The sequence below is a fragment of the Cellulophaga omnivescoria genome, from assembly GCF_001999725.1.
GTDB classification, from domain to species: Bacteria; Bacteroidota; Bacteroidia; order Flavobacteriales; family Flavobacteriaceae; genus Cellulophaga; species Cellulophaga omnivescoria.
In genome coordinates this window covers 101,475-121,727 of sequence record NZ_MDDP01000010.1, presented here as the reverse complement: position 1 = coordinate 121,727, position 20,253 = coordinate 101,475, and the positions used below count along the sequence as shown (strand labels likewise).

Below are 20,253 nucleotides of genomic sequence, written 5' to 3'. Positions count from 1 at the left end.
ATTGTTAATACGTGTGGCAAAAACGCACAGAAAACTATACGTATATTACCGCTATGTCCTTAGACAAAATAAATAATGGTGTGGTGTGCAAGCAGTATTAGTAAGTGGCTACTGCTTTATTGGTTTTCTATATAAGTAGTACTTGGTACTTTATATAAATTTTTAAAACACTCCCTAAATTGGTGTGTAATAAATAATGCGTTTTAGTAAGTGGTGTAGATGGTAAACCTAAAATTTGAGCAGAAAAAAAGGCAACTTTAAAATTGCCATTGTTATTACTTAATTTTTTAGGCGTAACATTTTCTGTTACTTCTTCTTCATCTGCCTCTGTTAATTCTGTAGCAAAATTCTTGTGTTGCTCTATAACAGGCAAACCTACATTTTCTATTTGCTTAGTAACAGAATCTGTATTGGTTGTTTGCTGTAAAGTACCACTATTTTCTAATGAAACATTAGCGTATAAGCTACCCAACATTGTAAAACACAATGCTAATAAAAGAGCAGTCTTATTTTTTAGTGATACTGTCATACAGAATGCAAAATAATGCGACAGATATTTACTGGACAAAATTTTACTGTTAATAAACGTTAAAGGTTTATTTATTTTTAAATAAGCACATTACAACCAATTAAAATTGATTGATTATTTTTATGATTATAAATGGATTTATTTAACACAGACTTACAAAAAAATATACTTCCTTTTGATGGTGAAGTGTATTATTACGGACCAATACTTTCTATAAGTAAGGCTCAGGAATACTACAATTATTTATTTAACAATATACAATGGGAGAATGACAAAGCTGTTATTTTTGGAAAAACCATAACTACTAAACGCAAAGTAGCTTGGTATGCAACCAACCCATTTAGTTACACCTACTCTAAAATTACCAAAACAGCCCTACCGTGGACAAAAGAGCTACTAGAACTAAAAAAATTGGTTGAAGAGAAAACCGGAGAAACATTTAACTCTTGCTTGTTAAACTTATACCACTCCGGAGAAGAAGGTATGGCTTGGCATAGTGACGGTGAAAAAGATTTAAAAGAAAACGGGGCAATAGGGTCATTAAGTTTTGGTGCAGAACGTAAGTTTAGTTTTAAACATAAAGAGAGCAAGCAAAAAATAGATATTAATTTAGACAGAGGAAGTTTATTGGTAATGACAGGTGCAACTCAAAAAAACTGGTTACACAGACTACCACCAACAAAAAAAGTAAGTACACCCAGAATAAACTTAACGTTTAGGACTATTGTAAAATAAAAAAAGCCCTTCAGTTTCCTGAAAGGCTTTTTGTTTGTACAGGCGGAGAGACTCGAACTCTCACACCTCGCGGCACTAGATCCTAAGTCTAGCGTGTCTACCAATTCCACCACGCCTGCATTTTCAACTAGCAATTTTGCCAATTGGGTTGCAAATATAATGCAAAAAATCAATTTTGAAATACTTAATTATAAAAACTTCTTTTTTTTGTACATTTATACTTTATCAAAAACATATTATGCAAGACGTAAAAAGCTTTATAGATAGTAATAAAGACAGATTATTAAATGAACTTATAGAACTTCTAAAAATACCATCTGTTAGTGCAGACCCTGCCTATGCGCATGATGTACTTACAACTGCAGATGCTGTTAAAGATGCTTTAGTTAAAGCAGGTTGTGATGCAGTAGAAATTTGTGAAACGCAAGGTTTTCCTATTGTTTACGGAGAAAAAATAATAAATAAAAATTTACCAACGGTATTAGTTTATGGTCATTATGACGTGCAACCAGCAGACCCAATTAACCTATGGGACTCTCCGCCATACGAGCCTGTAATTAAAAAAACAGAATTACACCCAGAAGGTGCAATTTTTGCTCGTGGTGCTTGTGATGACAAAGGGCAAATGTACATGCACGTAAAAGCATTAGAATTTATGGTAAGCACCAACCAACTACCTTGTAACGTAAAGTTCATGATAGAAGGCGAAGAAGAAGTTGGTAGCGTTAGCCTATCTACGTTTGTAAAAGAAAACAGAGAAAAACTTAAGAATGATGTTATTTTAATTAGTGACACTGGTATGATTGCCAAAGACGTACCATCTATAACAACAGGCTTAAGAGGTTTAAGCTATGTAGAAGTAGAAGTTACAGGACCTAACAGAGATTTACACTCTGGTTTATACGGTGGCGCTGTTGCCAACCCTATAAACATACTAACAAAAATGATTTCGTCTTTACATGACGAAAACAACCATATTACCATTCCTGGTTTTTATGACAATGTAGAAGAATTATCTGCAGAAGAACGTGCAGAAATGGCAAAAGCTCCTTTTAGTTTAGAAAACTATAAAAAAGCATTAGATATAAATGCTGTTTATGGAGAAAAAGGATACACTACAAACGAGCGTAACTCTATACGTCCTACTCTAGACGTAAACGGTATTTGGGGTGGTTACACTGGCGAAGGTGCAAAAACCGTAATAGCAAGCAAAGCTTACGCAAAAATATCTATGCGTTTGGTACCAAACCAAGACTGGGAAAACATAACAGAATTGTTCGCTAAACACTTTACAAGCATAGCTCCAGAAGGCGTAACAGTAAAAGTAAACCCACATCATGGCGGACAAGGTTACGTAACACCTATAGACAGCATTGGGTACAAAGCAGCATCTAAAGCGTACGAGACAACATTTGGCAAAACACCAATACCACAACGTAGCGGTGGTAGTATACCAATAGTTGCCTTGTTCGAGAAAGAACTACAAAGCAAAACCATACTAATGGGCTTTGGTTTAGATAGTGATGCCATACACTCACCTAATGAGCATTTTGGCATTTGGAACTATTTAAAAGGTATAGAAACAATACCTTATTTCTACAAGAATTTTACAGATATGAATTCTTAAACACAAATATAACAACATTAAAAAGTCCGTTTCTTACCCATAGAGACGGATTTTTTTTGTGTAAATATTTTTATTAGAGCGTTCCTACGGGCAGGCTATGCGCTACAAGTCCTCGCTACGCTGTGGGCTTTTCACTACTATCCTTAACGCAAAATACTAGCGTAATTACTTTCAAATAAAATAGTACATTTACAAAACCAACCTTTAAAATTTAGATATGAAATTAAAAATATTATCGCTTCTTGCTATTTCAATATTTGGAATAAGTAATATAGTAGGTAGAGCAAGAATTCCAATACCCTACGGAGAAGAGCAAAAAATAGTAAAAATAGTAGACCTTCCAGACACAGAAGATTTTCAGTTAGAAGACGGCTCCTATTTTGATATTGGTAAAATGTATACTATAAGTCATATTGTTTGGTTACCGTACAGTAATACAGAGCCTATAATAACTGGCTATGTAGATGATGACACCTATGTAGAGTTATCTGCAGAAAACTTAAAAGAAATAGCAGAAATTGCAAAAATAGAAATTCCAGAAACTGCATCTGCATCGTTTTTTGACCGTTTAGGCGGAAAAATAATTTTAGGCTTAATAGGCTTAGTTGCTCTTTACGGAATATATTCTAGCTACTTTGGCAAAGACGAAGACGAAAAAGAAACAACATAAAATAACTGTTTATCATATTTAAAAGTCTGTTTCTATTAAAGAAACGGACTTTTTTTATACGTACAAAAAGTTGTAAAAACCAAGCTAAGAGACACGTTTTAAAGCCATAACAACAATCTTTATATAAAAATAATTAACTCTACATTTGTAGAATTCATTTTTTTATTCTACGTTTGTAGAGAACATTCTAACATTGTAGAGTTATGCAGTTATCAAAATCTGAAGAAGAACTAATGAACCACCTCTGGAAATTAGAAAAAGCATTTTTAAAAGATTTGCTAGACCAATATCCAGATCCTAAACCTGCAACTACCACAGTGGCTACAATGTTAAAACGTATGGCAGACAAGAATTTTATAGCCTACAATCTTTATGGTAAATCCAGAGAATATTATCCGTTAGTAAAAAAGAAAGCCTATTTCTCTAAACATGTAAATGGCTTAATAAAAAACTTTTTTAACGATAGCGCATCACAATTTGCATCGTTCTTTACTAAAGAAACCAACTTAACAAAAGAAGAGTTGGCGCATTTAAGAGAGTTAATAGACCAAGAACTAAAAAATAAATAGTTATGCTTATATACCTATTAAAATCTACAGCTTGCTTAGCCATTTTATTTGTCTTCTACAAAGTGTTTTTAGAAGGGCAAAATATGCACAAGTTTAAACGTTTTTACTTACTAGCTGCTTTAGCTTTAAGTTTTGGCATACCACTAATAACGTTTACAACGTACATACAAGTACCAATAGCAATTTATGAAACACCATTGGAGTATGGCAATATAAACACTACAGAAACTATTGTAGAACCTACCAATTATTGGCCCTACTTAATTTGGAGTATTTACGGCTTGGGTGTTTTAATTTTTAGCATAAAATTTATTAAAAATAGCACTAACCTATTTTTAAAAATAAAGCAAAATCCTAAGCAAAGACTAGAGAACCATACCAATGTACTGTTAACTGAGAAAACTACACCCCATACTTTTTTAAGTTATATATTTTTAAATAAAAAAGCCTATCAACATAAACAAATACCAAAAGAGGTGTTGCTGCATGAAATTACACATGCAAAGCAAAAACACTCTATAGATGTATTACTTATAGAGGTTTTACAAATTGTATTCTGGTTTAATCCGCTTATATATTTTATACGGCACGCTATTAAATTAAATCACGAATTTTTAGCAGACCAAGCTGTGTTAAACCAAGGTGCAGACACTAATAATTACAGAAAAATTTTACTTGCATTTTCATCAAATGCTATAGAGCCACAAATGGCAAATTCAATTAATTATTCATCAATCAAAAAACGATTTACAGTTATGAAAAAAAGAACCTCAAAACGGTCGGTTGTATTAAGAAGCTTGCTACTTATTCCTTTAGCAGCATTGCTTTTTTACAGTTTTAGCAACCAAAAAACAGAAGAAGTAATAATTCAGCAAGAGATTACTAAATTATCTTACTCAAAAGAACTAGCTAAAAAAGGAGCTCAATTTTATTACAACAATAATAAAATTAGTAGCGCTAAAGGCTTAGAAATTATAAAAACAAATAAAAATATAATAGTAGAAACTCATCCTTGGACAAACAAAACACCAGAAGTAAAGATTTTTAAAATTGAAACTAGCACGTCAAAAACTGAACAAAATACTAAAGAAGGAACAGATAAATTAAAAATTAATTATACTGACAAAAAAGACCCTTTAGAAACCTATAAAAAAGAGTACAACACATATATAACCTTAACTAAACAAGAACCACATTATATACATAGATCAGAAGCTGAGAAAAAGAAAATGGATGATCTTTTTACGCTTTTAGGTAGCCTATACTTTAGCTTAAGCAAAGAAGATAGAGCTAAAGTAAAAAGAGCAAAAGCACCTATATTACCATACGTAATACTAATTAGAAATGGCAAAACAGAATACAAAAAAAGCAGCGAGTTAACGGCAGAAGATAAAAAATTATTGCCACCACCTCCGCCGCCACCACCATTACCTCCATCAAATAACAAACAAGACTCTAAAGAACTTGCAAAAGCCAGAGCTGCTTTTAAAAAAGATGCTAATGCATATGGTACTGCCGTTAGTAAATACAGAAAACAAGGAAAAGGGACTAGGGAAGAATTAAATAAATTACACAAAAAAACAATGCAAAGCTATGAGAAATGTAGCGCTTTAATTAAAAAAGAAAAAGGAGTTGCTCCGTTACCACCACCGCCACCTCCTGCTCCACCAATAAAGAATTAATTTTCATAATAATGTCTTAAAAAGTAATAAAAAGCCTCATTTAGAGGCTTTTTTTGTAACAAATCATTGCAAAATGCGTTCTTATAGGTACATCAATCATCAAAAAAAGAACACATTATGATTAAACGTTTTTTTATACTCTGCTCCGGAGCAGATACTGCTATACTAGAAACTTGCTCTAACGGTGAGCAAAACAAATACGCTGGTATTGGCGCAACTGTTTTTTTTACTGCTGTTATGGCTTTTATAGCCAGTGCATATGCATTGTATACTGTTTTTGATAATGTTTACTACGCTGTATTTTTTGGACTTATCTGGGGCTTACTTATTTTTAATTTAGACCGTTTTATTGTTTCTACCATTAAAAAAAGAGACAATTTTAAAAGTGAATTGTTACAGGCCACACCACGTATTGTTTTAGCTATTATAATAGCTATTGTTATTTCTAAACCTTTAGAAATGAAGATTTTTAAAAAAGAAATAAATCAGGTTTTACTAGAACAAAAGAACGATTTAACGCTTGCAAACAAGGAGCAAATTGCATTACAATACAGTCCTAAAAAAGAAAGCATTCATCAATCTATAGAAAAATTAAAACAAGAAATTACAGCTAAAGAAGCAGAAACAAATGCGCTTTACAACACTTACATTGCCGAGGCAGAAGGCAGAGAAGGCACTAAACTTCTGGGTAAAGGGCCTGTTTATGAAGAAAAAAGACAAAAGCATGATGCTGCCCTGCAAGAATTACAAAAGCTAAAAGAAAACAATGATGCAAAAATTACTACGCTAGAAGAACAAGCAGTGGCATTAGATACAGCATATGCTACCTCTGTTAAAGACTCACAACCCATTATTGATGGTTTTGATGGTTTAATGGCGCGTATAACGGCTTTAGACAAGTTACCTTGGTTACCATCTTTCTTTATATTTTTATTGTTTTTAGCTATAGAAACATCTCCTATAATTGCAAAATTATTAGCTCCTAAAGGGATGTACGATTTTAAGTTAGAGGAAGAAGAAAGTGTTATTAAAACTTGGGTTACACAAAAAGTAGAACAGCGCAACACTTTAATGCAAACAGATGCTGCAATAAATAAAAAAGTATATGAAGATATTGAAAAGGAAAATGAAATTTACAATTATAAAAAACAACAAGCAGAAAAGTTGTTAAAACAACAAACTGATGCTTTCCATAACATACAAGCAAAAAACTTGTAATAAAAAAAGAGGCTAGTATAGCAAAACTAGCCTCTTTATATTTTAAAATACAATTACTTAATTAGCAAAGTACACGTATATTGCTACTACTATTAAACAAATAACAATACCTATTTGGTTTACGTATTTGTAAGGCTTAATTTCTACCTGCTCTGTATATTTTTGCTCAAAAGCAGTTTCTCTTGGTTTTATTTTACCAATAGCCAACATTATTAATGAGTTTACTACACACAATATAGCCATTACGTGTAAAAAATGCGGATATGCGTCTGCTTCTACAACGGCCAAAGCATCTGCGCCAGAAATACCTGCAGCTTCTGCTTTACGTAAAGCTGAATCTACAAAATAAGGTTTCATTATAAACTGACTAATAATATATAATAATGAGCCAGATATAATACCAACCTTTGCCGCAATAGCCGGTACTCTTTTAGTTAAAAACCCAATTATTATAACAGAAAAAATTGGAATACTATAAATACCATTTACTTCTTGTAAATAACCAAATAAACTACCTGCATTTGCTATAAAAGGCGCAATAAACATTGCCGCTAAAGCCAATACAATACCAAATATTTTACCGTTTTTAACAACTTTAGTTTCACTAGCTTCTGGGTTTATATGTTGTTTGTAGATGTCTAAGCCAAATAAGGTTACAGAACTGTTTAAAACACTATTAAATGAACTTAAAATTGCACCAAACAATACTGCTGCAAAAAAGCCAACTAAATAATCTGGCAATACTTTACCTACTAGTAAAGGGTATGCGCTAGAAGAATCTATTTTACCTTCAAAAATATGAAACGCTATAATACCTGGTAAAACTAAAATTAATGGACCTAATATTTTTATAAAAGAAGCTAGTAACAGTCCTTTTTGTCCTTCTGCTAAGTTTTTAGCACCTAAGGCTCTTTGTATAATTTGTTGGTTTGTTCCCCAATAAAAAAGGTTAACCAACATCATCCCCGTAAAAATTGTAGAAAAAGGAACTGAGTCTGTTTTAGTTCCCATAGAATTAAATTTTTCAGGATTTTGTGTTGTTAAAATAGACAAACCATCTAAAATACTACCATCTCCAATATACATTAATCCAAAAATAGGAATTAAAATACCACCTATTAGCAAACCTATTGCATTTATAGAATCTGATACCACAACAGCTTTTAAACCGCCAAAAACTGCATAAATACCGCCAATAATACCAATACCCCAAACACACAACCATATAGATGCTGTGTGACTAATTCCTAAGTTTTCTGGCACATTAAACATTCCGCTTATTGCCACAGAACCAGAATATAAAATTACAGGCAATAACACAACTACGTAACCTGTTAAAAACAAACCAGATGTTATTGTTTTTGTTGTAACATCAAAACGTTCTGCTAAAAATTGTGGTACAGTTGTTAATCCACCTTTTAAATACCTTGGCAATAAAAAAATAGCAGTAATAACTATTGCTATTGCTGCTAACGTTTCCCAAGCCATAACAGACAAACCATCTGTGTATGCATCAGAATTTAAACCTACTAATTGCTCTGTAGAAAGGTTTGTAAGTAATAATGAACCTGCAATAACACCTGCAGTTAAACTTCTTCCTCCTAAAAAATACCCATCAGAAGAGTTTTCATTAGTTTTTCTGGTAGCCAAATAAGATATAACGGCCACCAAAACTGTAAAGCCCACAAAGGACAGTAATGTTAATAACATAGTGCTAAATAAGTTTGGTTTAAGCTCATAAATATATTGGTTTAATTTGTGTATAAAAAATTACAAAGACATCATTTATACTTCTTTGAAATAAATTTAACCGAAAACGATGTAGTTCAACTTAAACTTTAATGTAATTAGCAAAGTATTGCTATTTTAGAAATACTTTTTTTTAAAAGCACGTAACAATTAATAATACTAAGCGTTAGTATAACGTAATCTTAAGAAAACAAATGATGAAGAAAATTGCATTACTACTTATGTTATGCTTTGGTTTTACCGCCACTGCACAAAAAATGCAGGTAAACTATAAGTTTAGTGAAAAATATGCTGACAGATACAAATATTCTAATTTACTTACCATTGATAATGATGGTGCAGACGGCACCATACTTGTGCGCTCTTACTACACCGGTTTAATATTAAAACCAAAAGGGTATTATATAGAGCATTACAATAAAAATTTAGATTTGGTAAGTGAGTACAACTACAAACTTAAAGATAAAGATTTTGTTAACGGTTTTATAAGTAACGGGCAATTGTATCTTATATTTTTAGAATACAACCCAAGCAAAGAGACTTATGATTATATAGCACACCAAAGTCCGCTAAATAATTTTGCTTTTACACAAAAAACAATTTTATCTGTACCATCAAAACAAGTAGATAATCCTTTAGATAAAAACTATTACAACCGTAATTTTGCGTCTGGCTTTACAACTTCTGTATTGTTTAATAAACGTAAAGATGCTTTTGTTATTAGTGCTCACTTTAAAAAAGCAAAAGACAATCAGCATTTTATATATGTTTTTAACAATAACTTAGATTTACTTATTACACACGATTTTTCTGCAGAAGTAGAAACTAAAAACTATGCGTTTGAAAGCGTAGAAATAACAAAAAATAAAAAAGAGGTATTTTTAGTTGCCAAAGCTTATTTTAAAAAGAGGCGTTTTTCTGCCCTAGAGCGTAAATTTCAGTATGAACTTTTAAAGGTTTCTGAAGAAGAACGAGTTATGAAAACTTTTGATGAACCGGGTAAGTTTTTAGAAGCATTAAAACCCATACTTACCGATGAAAAATTTGTGTGTGTAGGCTTTTATGCTAATAGAAAAGATAACCGATACAACGGATTAAGTTACTTTAAGTTAGATGAAGGTTCTTTAGATGTAAAAGACAAAAAATTTATTCCGTTTTCTGCGCAATTTATGGCAGACAAATTTGGCAAAGAAGAAGATAGTAAAGAGGTAAAAAACTTAGTATTTAAAAATGCAGAAATTGCTAGTGATGGCTCTATACTTTTTAACGCAGAAGAATACTTTGTAACCTCTGGTTACCAAAGCAACCCTGGTGGCGGATCTAGAGTTAAAATTAGCAGGTACCATTATAATGATATGGTTGGTGCTAAACTTAGTGATGATGGCGACCTTATTTGGGTACGTAACATTAACAAGTCTGAGGTTACACAAGGTGATGGTGCATACGCATCATACAGTACATTTACAAAAGGAGACAATACTTACTTTTTTATTAGTACGGCGGCAGAAAATCCGCAATTAATAAATAATGAGCGTTTGGTTTTTAGGCAAGGTTTAAGTAGAAACAGAAACATATTTTTAATTAAGTTAGATGCTAAAGGCTTTATGACCTATGAAAAAATTATAGATAGTAAAACGGCAAGGTTACCTTTAATGGTTTCTAAACCATTAACTAATAAAAATAATATTTTGTTTTACGCTAAACGTGGCACAAAAAAACAGTTGGTGGAAGTTACTTTTTAAAAAAACAAAACTTATAAATTACAATCCTCTTGCTAAAAAGTAAGAGGATTTTTTTTATTTTGTGTATACATTTAAAACCAAAACCTCACTTTTTTAAAGGTTTTTATAGTGTATTTTCCTGCTTTTAATTACTATTTTTAAATTTTTAGCGTTCTATAACATTTAACCATTCGTACCATATGAAGAGCCAACAATTAGAGAATTTACTTGGGAAAATATTTCAAAATTGAGTAAGATTATTGGTGAGGAGTTTGAAAACGAACTATTTGATAGTAGTTTTTATTACATAAAAAATGAACCAATAAAAAAGAATTTATATGGAATGCAATATAATTCAGTAACTGTTTTAACTGATGAAAAAGATAACATTAACTCAATAAGTATTCATTTTGATAAAACCATAAATAAATATTTTTATGAATCTTTTATTGAAGATTATAATAAGCCAAATAATATTCTTGTAATTGAAGCTTCAGAAACCACAAGCGAAGGATTTTTGGAAGGTAAGTCATTTAATCAAAAGCTAAGGAAAAACAAAATACAATTAAGGGAATGTAAATTTGATGAAAACCCATTATTTATAGTTTGGACAAAAGAAGATTATGAAATAAAGTTCTTTTTTAGATACAATAATAATTCAAGCGAAGTAACATATAGATTACTACATTAACCAGCTACTTTATTTTTTTCATTTTAATATGAATATGGTGGTGAAAGGCTGAAAAAGTTTTTATGGTAATGGAATATCTGGGCTTATTAGATATAATTTATCAAAAAAAACTTAATCACAGTAGTTGACAACAAATTGAAGTCATAAAAATTGAATAAAACATGAATTTTACTAGCCCCCAAGAAGCTCTAATAGTAATAGAAGAAGGTCATAAAAAAAGTAAAGAAGCAATGAAAGTTGGTGACTTTAGAACCAATAATAAAATAATATCACAAGAAATGATGCCAGCATTTTTGTACATAGAAAAAAATAATCTAACAAAACTCCTCATTCCCTTTTTAAAAAATAAAGATGTTGATTTAAGCCTAATAGTCTCGAGACGACTGCTACCGTATTACGAAGAAATAGCAATCAATAATTTAAATGATATTATTCAAAAAAAAATACCACATAAATGGGATGTAGCTGAAACTATTATTAAAGAGTGGAAAGGTTTGCCACTTTAATAAATTTTGATACGAAATATTTAAGAGTAGAAGATGCAATTAATGGGTTTATTAGGTATTCCAAAATACACAGTATAGCAACAAATCAATCTCCAGATTCCAAAATTGCAAACTTGGCATATAAAAGTATTTTAAAAAGCCCATGAGTATATAAAAAATGAATAAGGATTTAAAGAAATGAGAGAATTAATATCATATAAAAACCTTAAAATAAGGTTGTGGTCTGCCAGATACCTGTTAAAGCTCTATAAAAAAGAATCATTAAAAGTTTTAGAATATATCGCCAAAGGAGAACCAAATTCCTTTAATGTTGAAATGACTATTAATAATGGAAAGAAGATAATTTAACTTTTTAGTATTATGAAAAAAATAATTTTAACTCTTACTTTTTTACCACTTTTAATCAATTGCAAATATATTAAAGGAAATAGTTGTAATAACACCTACCCTGTTGAAGGCACCTACTATAGTGATTATGATAAAGAAGCCAAAAATATTTTAATTATAAAAGCCGATGGCAGTTTTGAACAAGTTTTAGCAAAAGACAACAAGATAAAAAAGAACAATGGAACTTGGATTTTTTATAAAGAAGATTGTGAAATAAAGTTTACCAATCTAAAGTTTCTGCATAACTCCCCTAAGAGTTATACAAATGATAACCCATATGAGTACCCTGCTGTTTTTAGAACAAATAATATTTACTTTATTGACCACGATGATATAAGTTTTTTTAGAAAAGAATAAAATAATTTAACTCTTAAACATACCAAAAAATATTGCACAAGGTTGGGTTATAAAAGCATTACAAGACTTAAAAGTCCAAGGCGTAAAAACAATAACAAATATTCCGTGGAATGGTAAAAATTAAATACTAAATGAAAAACAATCAAGAAATACTAAATTTTTTTGGAAAAATACTAATTCGAACAATCTTTGACCCTAATAGTAAATTTATAAAACAAAGCGTTAACGAGTTTGCAAACACAGAAGAATATAAAAATTTATTTCAAGGAATGAGTCTAATTCAAAAAAAGGAACTTGAAAATTTAGTCTATGAAATTAATGAAGGAACTCTATTTGACTTCCTGAAATTTTTTGAAGAAAACGAACAATTTAAAATTGTTTATGAAGAAGAAGGCAAACAGGTTAACCTTGTAGAGATTAGTGAAATGCTCAAAGCAGAAATTCACGGCGAAAATGGTTGGATAGAGCGTTTTAGCGAAGAATTAAAAAAAGATAATGACAGTTAACAATTGGCCTATTTAGAAATATAAAAAAGTTAGACATTTTTTTAACTTAACTCTAAAACACACACCAAGAAATTAATGATATTAATAGAAGACATAGGGGTAAGCTGGTATAATAGAAGGGAAACATTAAAAGAATGTACAGAATCATTCATCATTTTTATGGAGAGGCTTAAGCTATTAGATTCACGTTTTGACATATGGTATAAAAAAGGATGGAGTAAAAAAGAAGCTTTAGAACAAAAAATCCCTCTGGAATATGATGCCATTAAAAATGAAATATGTAAAACATGTAAAGATGATGAATACCCTGAGCATTCATTCCGGATAGCCTTATGGAATGGCGCAAAAAAAGATTCAGAAGCTTTTAGAATTAGGGCTTCCTTAGGGCGTGAGGAAACAAATTTCGGAAACAACAACTGTTCTCTATCCTTTCCTTATGAGGGAGAAATTTATGAGCATTATCTAATAAAGGAGAACAAGGAAAAATTAAAGGAATTATTCATAGACCATTGGCAACCTGAAAAAATAATGGGAGATGATGGGAAATGGATTAACTTATGAAAACAGCCAAAGAAATCTATAAAGATTAGCCTGAAATTTTAAAAGCTCTAGGAATATGAAAAAATTATATTACATATATGCTAATTGGAGAAAAAATGACGTTGATTTCATCAATAGTTTAGATATTAGTAAAAAAATAGATATTGGACCTTGTTCTTTTTCTTTAAAAGAAGGGGAGGATTTAGATAAAATCGTAAATCATTACTCAAAAAAAGATGGTCTATTTTCAAAAACTAAACCAAAAGATTTTGAAATAAAACAAGCAAGTTGCCTTTTTACTAAAGAAGAATTAAATAATTCTAAATATTATGCTATAGAACTATTGGGTAGTGAAACGTCTACCAATAGATGGCCTCAACCAAACAAAAAACAAGAATACCAAGAGCAAATATTTATTTTTGATAAATATAAAAATGGCCAAATTATAAGTATGGCTAATAAAAAACAAATTTCTCCTTTTAAAATTATGCCACCAAAGTGGAAAAAAACAGAAGTTTGTTTTAATTTAGGTTTAGAATATGAATATATACTTTTTAAAAAAGAATTCTATACAGAAGCTCTTGCTCCACTAGGCTTAGAAGCTATGGAAGTTATAGACTACAAAACTAATAAAATACTAGATGATACTGTTCAACTAATTATACCTAATGCTAAAAGTAAATTATTACTTAAAAATTCAGCTTTTGATATTTATCCAAAAGAACAAACAGGAGGATTTAAGCAATATACAACGCAAACTTTAGATTTTTTTCCTGAATTTGAAACAGATTTTAATTTTCATATTTGTTATAGCCTAGAAGATTTTCTTGGAGGACATAAAAAAATTATAATATCGAAAGAGTTTTCTAAACTATTAATTAATCATAATATAATTAGCAAAAATAAAGAGGGATTAGTACCTCTAAAAAATAGTAAATATACATTTCACTAACATCTAATTCCTTCCTGAAAGTTTCCTACCTTATTTTCGTCTAACAATACATTAATACTAAAAGATAAAATAGTTATGCAAATACATATATGGTCAGATATTAGATGCCCGTTTTGTTACATTGGAAAACGTAACTTTACAGCTGCATTAGATAAATTTCCGCACAAAGATAAAATTACGGTAGAATGGAAAAGCTTTGAGTTAGACCCTAACTTAAAAACGCAAACAGACATTAATGCTATAGACCACTTTATGCTAAGCAAAGGTGTAGACGAGGTTAATGCTAAAGGTATGTTTAACAGAGTTACAGAAATGGCTAGTGGTGTTGGTCTTAATTTTAAAATTGAAGACATTGTTACTGCAAATTCTTTAAATGCCCACCGTTTATTGCAATATGCAAAAACAGTAGGTTTTGCAGATGCTACCAAAGAAGCATTGTTAAAAGCACATTTAGAAGATGGTAAAAATATAGATGATATAGCGTTTTTAGTAGATACAGCTGTTGCAGTTGGTATGGACAAAACTACTGTTGAAGAAATATACAAAACAGATGCTTTTACCTACGAGGTTAGACAAGATGAAATGGAAGCCAGAAACCTTGGCATTAGCGGTGTACCTTTTTTTGTTTTAAATAACAAGTACGGAGTTTCTGGCGCACAACCAGTAGAGGCCTTTACTGAGGCTTTACAACAAGCTTGGGAAAAACACCAAAAAGAGTCGCTTACTGTTTTACCAACAACAGGCGGAGAATCTTGTGATGTAAATGGCAATTGTTGTTAATTTTTAATTGCAAACAAGTAAAAAGGCGCTATTAGCAATTGTTAATAGCGCCTTTTGTACTTTAAAATACTTTTACTTTAGTTCCCATCCTTTTCTGTAGTCACGAGAAACCCACTCGTTAGCCATATCAAAATTTGTAACTTTCATATTTGCGGCGTCCCATTTTATGGTACGTCTACCAGGGTAGTTATAAGGATCCCAATCTCCTACTTTTTTACCCGCTTTTAATGTTTTGTACTGGTATGCTTTAATAGCTAAATTACCCATAAGAACACCTTCAGTTAATGGTCCGGCTTTAGTTACAAAATCTGATGATGCTATTGTACCATTTAAGCAACCCTCTACCCAGTTATTCTGGTGCCCTTCAGCACCACCCTTTATTCTTGGTAATGTTTCTTTTGGCTTATTAAACATACTATTAACATCTGCTGGCAACAATCTAGGGTTAGCAGAATACACATCTGTTAAAATAATCCCTTTTGTACCGTGAAAAACTACGCCACCATCTCCGTTTCCTAATTTTTCACCATCAGCTAATTCACTTGGTATATCTGGCATAATTCCGCCATCATACCAATTTAAATCTATACTTCCTTGATTGTGCGCATCTACTTTTAAACGCACTACAGACGAAGGCGGACAAGAGCTAGAGTAATCTGCCTCTACAAAATCTCCAACCCAAGTAGTTGTACAACTAGCCTCGGCTTCTGTTGGTGATCCTAAACCTAAAACACTATACGGAGTTTCCATAATATGGCAACCCATATCGCCTAAAGCACCCGTTCCAAAATCCCACCAACCTCGCCATTTAAATGGCAAATAAGCAGGGTTATAATCTCTCATTGCTGCTGGTCCTAACCACAAATCCCAATCTAGCTCTTTAGGAATTGGGTGTCCGCCTACTGGTGTTTTTACACCTTGTGGCCAAACAGGTCTGTTAGTCCAACAATCTACTTTAGTAACATCTCCAATTACTCCTGCATCTATCCACTCTTTAGCTGTTCTACTACCAGGACTAGATGCTCCTTGGTTCCCCATTTGGGTAATAATTCCGTTTTCTTTAGCCACTTTGGTCATTAACCTTACCTCTTGTATATTGTGCGCCAAAGGTTTTTCTACATACGCGTGTTTTTTTGCACGCATAAAAGGCAATGCAATAGTTGCGTGTGTATGGTCTGGTGTTGCCACCATAATAGCATCCATTTCATTTAAATGCTTATCATACACATCCCTAAAATCTTTATATCTTTTTGCTTTTGGGTGTAATTTATAACTATCAGCAACACCTCTTTGGTCTACATCACAAAGGGTAACAAATTTTACTTTACCAGTATCTGTAAGTTCTTTAATAACAGAAGCTCCTCTACCTCCTACTCCAAATGCTCCTATGTAAAGTGTATCACTAGGTGGCACGTGGTTTTTACCAAGTACAAAACTTGGAACAATAGAAAAAGCAGCAGAAGACGTAGCTACATTTTTTATAAATTTTCTTCTTTCCATAATAAGGTTGCTTGTAGTTTATTGGCTGAAGATACATAAAAAATGGCAGCAACACTTTTTCAAAAAATGTTAAAAGAGTAATTACAACCTTAAATTAAATACTATTATTCTTTACCGTTCCATTCGTTATAAAACTGGTCTAAAAAGGCAACCATATACATATGTCTTTGCTCTGCAAGCTTTGTTCCGCTTTTGGTATTCATTTTATCTTTTAAAAGCAGTAATTTTTCATAGAAATGATTAATTGTTGGCGCTGTAGATTTTTTATATTCCTCTTTAGTCATATTTAAATTAGGAGCAACATTGGGGTTGTACATTTCCCTGTTTTTAAATCCGCCATAATTAAAAGCACGTGCAATACCAATAGCACCTATAGCATCTAACCTATCTGCATCTTGCACCACTTGTAGCTCTAAAGATGTAAAAGGTTTTACTGTGTTTTCATCATCAACCTTTAAACTGCTTTTAAAAGAAATGTTTTCTATAATTTTTACAACGTGATCTATAATTTTGTCATCAACCTGTATAGATCTTAAAAAATTTGTTGCCATTTTAGGCCCAACAGTTTCATCGCCATTATAAAATTTAGCATCGGCTATATCATGTAATAAAGCACCAAGTGCAACTACTAATTGGTCTACAACTTCATTTTTAGCTAAAAGCATTGTGTTATTATACACACGCTCTATATGAAACCAATCATGGCCACCTTCTGCTCCTTCTAAAGTTTTTTTTACAAAGGCTTTAGTTTGTGCAATTATATCAGAATTTATCATTTAAAAGAGGTTACACCTGCGGTTACTGTTTGTTCTACTTCTGCAATTATATCATCTGCATTACCTTTTATTTCTACAGGTGTGTGCACGTCTATTGTAAAATGGCTGCCTAAACCATATGGATATTTACCGTATTTTAAAAGTTTCCAAGAGTTATTAATACTTATAGGCACTATTAAGGCTGATGGTGCATTTTTCATAAGTATTTTAAGTCCCATTGGCTGAAAACGTTTAGGGTGGCCTGTTCTACTTCTTGTTCCTTCTGGGAAAATTACAGCACTACGATTGTGTTTTTCTATGTATTTACCAAGTTTTGCAATTTCTGTAAGTGCTTGCCTGGCATCTTTACGGTCTATTAAAACAGAACCTCCGTGCCTTAAATTATAAGATACACTTGGTATACCTTTACCCAACTCTTTTTTGCTCACAAACTTTGGATGATTTTTTCTAAAGAACCAAATAAGTGGAGGAATATCGTTCATACTTTGGTGGTTTGCTACAAAAATAATTGGTCTATTAGTAGGTATTTTAGACTTTTTTCTAAAAGAATAATGCGTACCTAAAAAGTGCGTGCTACGCATTAAAAACCAGTTTAAAATACTAACACTTTTTTTGTGTGCCGTATAGCCAAATACATTGTAACAGACCCATTGTATAGGATGAAAAACAACTAATGATAGTCCAAAAAATAAAAAATACAATGCCGTTAACGGATATGATAAAAGTTTTTGCATGCTACAAAAATAAAAAAACCGCTCTTTGTACAGAGCGGTTTTTTAAGATAATTTAAATTCTATTAATTAACAGAATTCGTTGTATGCTTCTTTTAAGTTTTCAGCAATCATTTCAGCAGGTCTACCTTCAATGTGGTGACGTTCTATCATATGAACTAATTCTCCGTTTTTAAACAAAGCCATACTTGGCGATGATGGAGGAAAAGGAACCATTAGTCCTCTTGCTGCGTTAACTGCTTCTGTGTCTACACCTGCAAAAACGGTAACCGTATTACTTGGTTTTTTATCATTTAATAAGCTCATTTTTGCGCCTGGTCTTGCATTAGCAGCAGCACAACCACAAACAGAGTTAACCACTACCAAAGTAGTACCTTCTGCATTTATTGCTTTTTCTACAGCTTCTGCTGTGAATAATTCTTCAAAACCTACAGAGGTTAAATCCTCTCTCATTGGTTTTACTAATTCTGCTGGGTACATATATTTTAATTTTTTATGTTAATAAGCGTTCTACAAAAGTAACCAATTTGTCGCATTTTTCTACAAACCTTAACTTTTCATTTAATCTTAACGTTTATCTTTGAAAAAATTTTTAGAAAAAAGTATGTTAAAATGGTTATTTGCAATACTAGGCAGTGTATTTTATAAAATTCCTGGTGGTATTGCTGGTTTTTTTATTGGTAGCCTTTTAGACAATCTTGTAGGTAGCAAGGCTAATAAAAGTGGTAGTTCTGTTTTTAATGATATAACACGCCAAAGTGTGTCTCCTGCAGATTTTGAAATGCAATTAATATCGCTATGCTCTATAGTTATTAAAGCAGATGGTAAAGTAAGTAAAACCGAGTTAGATTACGTACGCCAATATTTTGTACAGACTTACGGAAAAGAAAAAGCCAATGCTATTTTTAGAACCTTTAATGAGGTTAACAAAAAACACGAAATTTCTGCAAAACGTATTTGCTATTATTTAAACCAACGTGTACGTTATGAAGTTAGGTTGCAGTTAGTACATTTTTTATTTGGCATTGCGCAGGCAGATGGTTCTGTAACCGCTGCAGAGGTAGAAGTTATTAGAGATATTGCTGCGTACTTTAAACTTGGTAAAAGAGATTACGAAAGTGTTAAGGCAATGTTTGTGGCGTCTGCAGATACGGCTTACAAAATACTAGAGATTGATAAAAGTGCTACAGATGACGAGGTAAAAAAAGCATACAGAGCCATGGCTAAAAAATACCACCCAGATAAGGTTGTTACTCAAAATGAGGCCATAAAAAAAGGAGCAGAAGAAAAGTTTAAAGAGGTACAAAAAGCCTATGAGACAATACAGAAAGAACGAGGCATTAACTAGCAATTTTAATTATTATTTACACATAAATTATGGAACAGTTTTTATTTTACATTGGTTTAGGACTAGAGCACGTATTGGATCTTAGCGCATATGATCATATTTTGTTTTTAACTGCCTTAGCTATTCCTTTTACATTTAAAGACTGGAAAAATGTATTGCTTTTAGCTACTGTGTTTACTGTTACACATTGTTTTTCTTTGGGTTTATCTAGCTATGGTTATGTAACACCAGATGTAAGTTTAATAGAGTTCTTAATTCCTGTAACTATATTTATTACTGCATTATTTAATATCTACGCTGCAAAAAACAAGCAAACCTTAGCATCTGTAAAATTACACGTTATAGCTACGGCATTTTTTGGATTAGTTCACGGTTTTGGATTTTCTAATTATTTTAAAATGCTAATGGCAGAAGAAGACAATAAGTTTACACCTTTACTTGGTTTCGCTACTGGTATAGAAATGTCTCAAATATTAATACTAATTTTAGCTTTATTATTAACTTATATAGTGGTTAGTTTATTTCAAATTAAGCAATGGTTGTATGCCATAGTTGCATCAGTAATTGTACTGGCTATTACAATACCAATGTTAATAGATACGTTTCCTTACTAAAAGGTTTTAGTGTTAAAATTATCCTTTATTGATTGTGTGCGTTAGCTAAAGCCTGTATCTTGTGG

The 20,253-nt window shown here is 31.6% G+C and carries 22 protein-coding genes and 1 tRNA gene; 16 read left to right on the top strand and 7 right to left on the bottom strand.

All coding sequences use genetic code 11. The features are described 5' to 3' along the window. Nucleotides 1-127: 127 nt before the first annotated feature. A complete protein-coding gene (locus BFJ87_RS05630; RefSeq protein ID WP_139344214.1) occupies nucleotides 128-529 on the bottom strand; it encodes a hypothetical protein in 402 nt (133 codons plus the stop codon). A 132-nt stretch (nucleotides 530-661) separates the two neighbouring features. On the opposite strand from BFJ87_RS05630, the gene BFJ87_RS05625 reads away from it, so the two are divergent. Next, nucleotides 662-1,264 (top strand): alpha-ketoglutarate-dependent dioxygenase AlkB family protein, encoded by a 603-nt coding sequence (locus tag BFJ87_RS05625; RefSeq protein ID WP_077401167.1) that lies wholly within the window; start codon nucleotides 662-664, stop codon nucleotides 1,262-1,264. A 37-nt stretch (nucleotides 1,265-1,301) separates the two neighbouring features. On the opposite strand, the gene BFJ87_RS05620 is transcribed toward BFJ87_RS05625, so the two are convergent. After that, nucleotides 1,302-1,383, bottom strand: a tRNA-Leu gene (locus BFJ87_RS05620). Nucleotides 1,384-1,502: 119 nt separating this feature from the next. Between BFJ87_RS05620 and BFJ87_RS05615 the strand changes: the two genes are divergently transcribed. The 5 genes from BFJ87_RS05615 to BFJ87_RS05595 all read left to right on the top strand — a co-directional run bounded on the left by BFJ87_RS05615 (nucleotide 1,503) and on the right by BFJ87_RS05595 (nucleotide 7,030). Further along, a complete protein-coding gene (locus tag BFJ87_RS05615) occupies nucleotides 1,503-2,891 on the top strand; it encodes a dipeptidase (RefSeq protein WP_077402218.1) in 1,389 nt (462 codons plus the stop codon). Between the two features lie 217 nt (nucleotides 2,892-3,108). Further along, nucleotides 3,109-3,561, top strand: coding sequence for a hypothetical protein (locus tag BFJ87_RS05610; RefSeq protein ID WP_077401163.1), 453 nt, complete (start codon nucleotides 3,109-3,111; stop codon nucleotides 3,559-3,561). A gap of 203 nt (nucleotides 3,562-3,764) precedes the next feature. After that, nucleotides 3,765-4,130, top strand: coding sequence for a BlaI/MecI/CopY family transcriptional regulator (locus BFJ87_RS05605; protein ID WP_075694959.1), 366 nt, complete (start codon nucleotides 3,765-3,767; stop codon nucleotides 4,128-4,130). Nucleotides 4,131-4,132: 2 nt separating this feature from the next. Next, entirely contained in the window at nucleotides 4,133-5,812 is a 1,680-nt protein-coding gene (locus tag BFJ87_RS05600) for a M56 family metallopeptidase (RefSeq protein WP_077401160.1), read from the top strand. Nucleotides 5,813-5,929: 117 nt separating this feature from the next. After that, entirely contained in the window at nucleotides 5,930-7,030 is a 1,101-nt protein-coding gene (locus tag BFJ87_RS05595; RefSeq protein ID WP_077401157.1) for a DUF4407 domain-containing protein, read from the top strand. A 57-nt stretch (nucleotides 7,031-7,087) separates the two neighbouring features. Here BFJ87_RS05595 and BFJ87_RS05590 read toward each other — a convergent pair whose 3' ends face one another. Next, nucleotides 7,088-8,740, bottom strand: coding sequence for a solute:sodium symporter family transporter (locus BFJ87_RS05590; protein WP_077401154.1), 1,653 nt, complete (start codon nucleotides 8,738-8,740; stop codon nucleotides 7,088-7,090). 233 nt (nucleotides 8,741-8,973) lie between these two features. On the opposite strand from BFJ87_RS05590, the gene BFJ87_RS05585 reads away from it, so the two are divergent. The 8 genes from BFJ87_RS05585 (at nucleotide 8,974) to BFJ87_RS05550 (ending at nucleotide 15,219) form a co-directional block, all read left to right on the top strand. Next, nucleotides 8,974-10,521, top strand: a complete 1,548-nt coding sequence (locus tag BFJ87_RS05585) for a hypothetical protein (protein ID WP_338064787.1) — start codon at nucleotides 8,974-8,976, stop codon at nucleotides 10,519-10,521. Between the two features lie 226 nt (nucleotides 10,522-10,747). Further along, a complete protein-coding gene (locus tag BFJ87_RS05580; protein WP_077401148.1) occupies nucleotides 10,748-11,191 on the top strand; it encodes a hypothetical protein in 444 nt (147 codons plus the stop codon). 161 nt (nucleotides 11,192-11,352) lie between these two features. Next, on the top strand, nucleotides 11,353-11,697 hold the full coding sequence (locus BFJ87_RS05575) for a hypothetical protein (RefSeq protein WP_077401145.1): 345 nt from the start codon (nucleotides 11,353-11,355) through the stop codon (nucleotides 11,695-11,697). A 360-nt stretch (nucleotides 11,698-12,057) separates the two neighbouring features. Beyond that, entirely contained in the window at nucleotides 12,058-12,441 is a 384-nt protein-coding gene (locus BFJ87_RS05570) for a hypothetical protein (protein WP_077401142.1), read from the top strand. 131 nt (nucleotides 12,442-12,572) lie between these two features. After that, nucleotides 12,573-12,947: a hypothetical protein gene (locus BFJ87_RS05565; RefSeq protein ID WP_077401139.1), complete on the top strand. Its 375-nt coding sequence runs from the start codon at nucleotides 12,573-12,575 to the stop codon at nucleotides 12,945-12,947. Between the two features lie 75 nt (nucleotides 12,948-13,022). Beyond that, a complete protein-coding gene (locus tag BFJ87_RS05560) occupies nucleotides 13,023-13,508 on the top strand; it encodes an Imm52 family immunity protein (protein WP_077401136.1) in 486 nt (161 codons plus the stop codon). Between the two features lie 55 nt (nucleotides 13,509-13,563). Further along, a complete protein-coding gene (locus BFJ87_RS05555) occupies nucleotides 13,564-14,439 on the top strand; it encodes a hypothetical protein (protein ID WP_077401133.1) in 876 nt (291 codons plus the stop codon). A gap of 75 nt (nucleotides 14,440-14,514) precedes the next feature. Then, nucleotides 14,515-15,219: a DsbA family oxidoreductase gene (locus BFJ87_RS05550; RefSeq protein WP_077401130.1), complete on the top strand. Its 705-nt coding sequence runs from the start codon at nucleotides 14,515-14,517 to the stop codon at nucleotides 15,217-15,219. A gap of 72 nt (nucleotides 15,220-15,291) precedes the next feature. On the opposite strand, the gene BFJ87_RS05545 is transcribed toward BFJ87_RS05550, so the two are convergent. The 4 genes from BFJ87_RS05545 to BFJ87_RS05530 form a co-directional block, all read right to left on the bottom strand. After that, nucleotides 15,292-16,719 (bottom strand): Gfo/Idh/MocA family protein, encoded by a 1,428-nt coding sequence (locus tag BFJ87_RS05545; RefSeq protein ID WP_077401127.1) that lies wholly within the window; start codon nucleotides 16,717-16,719, stop codon nucleotides 15,292-15,294. A 104-nt stretch (nucleotides 16,720-16,823) separates the two neighbouring features. After that, a complete protein-coding gene (locus BFJ87_RS05540; RefSeq protein WP_077401124.1) occupies nucleotides 16,824-17,495 on the bottom strand; it encodes an HD domain-containing protein in 672 nt (223 codons plus the stop codon). Continuing rightward, complete coding sequence (locus tag BFJ87_RS05535) at nucleotides 17,492-18,229, bottom strand: lysophospholipid acyltransferase family protein (protein ID WP_077401121.1); 738 nt, start codon at nucleotides 18,227-18,229, stop codon at nucleotides 17,492-17,494. The genes BFJ87_RS05540 and BFJ87_RS05535 overlap by 4 nt, the downstream gene beginning before the upstream one ends. Before the next feature lie 66 nt (nucleotides 18,230-18,295). Then, the gene (locus BFJ87_RS05530; protein ID WP_013621169.1) at nucleotides 18,296-18,706 is read right to left on the bottom strand and encodes a BrxA/BrxB family bacilliredoxin; all 411 of its coding nucleotides are present in this window, start codon (nucleotides 18,704-18,706) and stop codon (nucleotides 18,296-18,298) included. Between the two features lie 124 nt (nucleotides 18,707-18,830). On the opposite strand from BFJ87_RS05530, the gene BFJ87_RS05525 reads away from it, so the two are divergent. Together BFJ87_RS05525 and BFJ87_RS05520 are read left to right on the top strand one after the other, a co-directional pair. Next, the gene (locus BFJ87_RS05525; RefSeq protein WP_077402216.1) at nucleotides 18,831-19,574 is read left to right on the top strand and encodes a TerB family tellurite resistance protein; all 744 of its coding nucleotides are present in this window, start codon (nucleotides 18,831-18,833) and stop codon (nucleotides 19,572-19,574) included. A gap of 29 nt (nucleotides 19,575-19,603) precedes the next feature. After that, nucleotides 19,604-20,188: a HupE/UreJ family protein gene (locus BFJ87_RS05520; RefSeq protein ID WP_077401118.1), complete on the top strand. Its 585-nt coding sequence runs from the start codon at nucleotides 19,604-19,606 to the stop codon at nucleotides 20,186-20,188. Nucleotides 20,189-20,253: the final 65 nt, after the last annotated feature.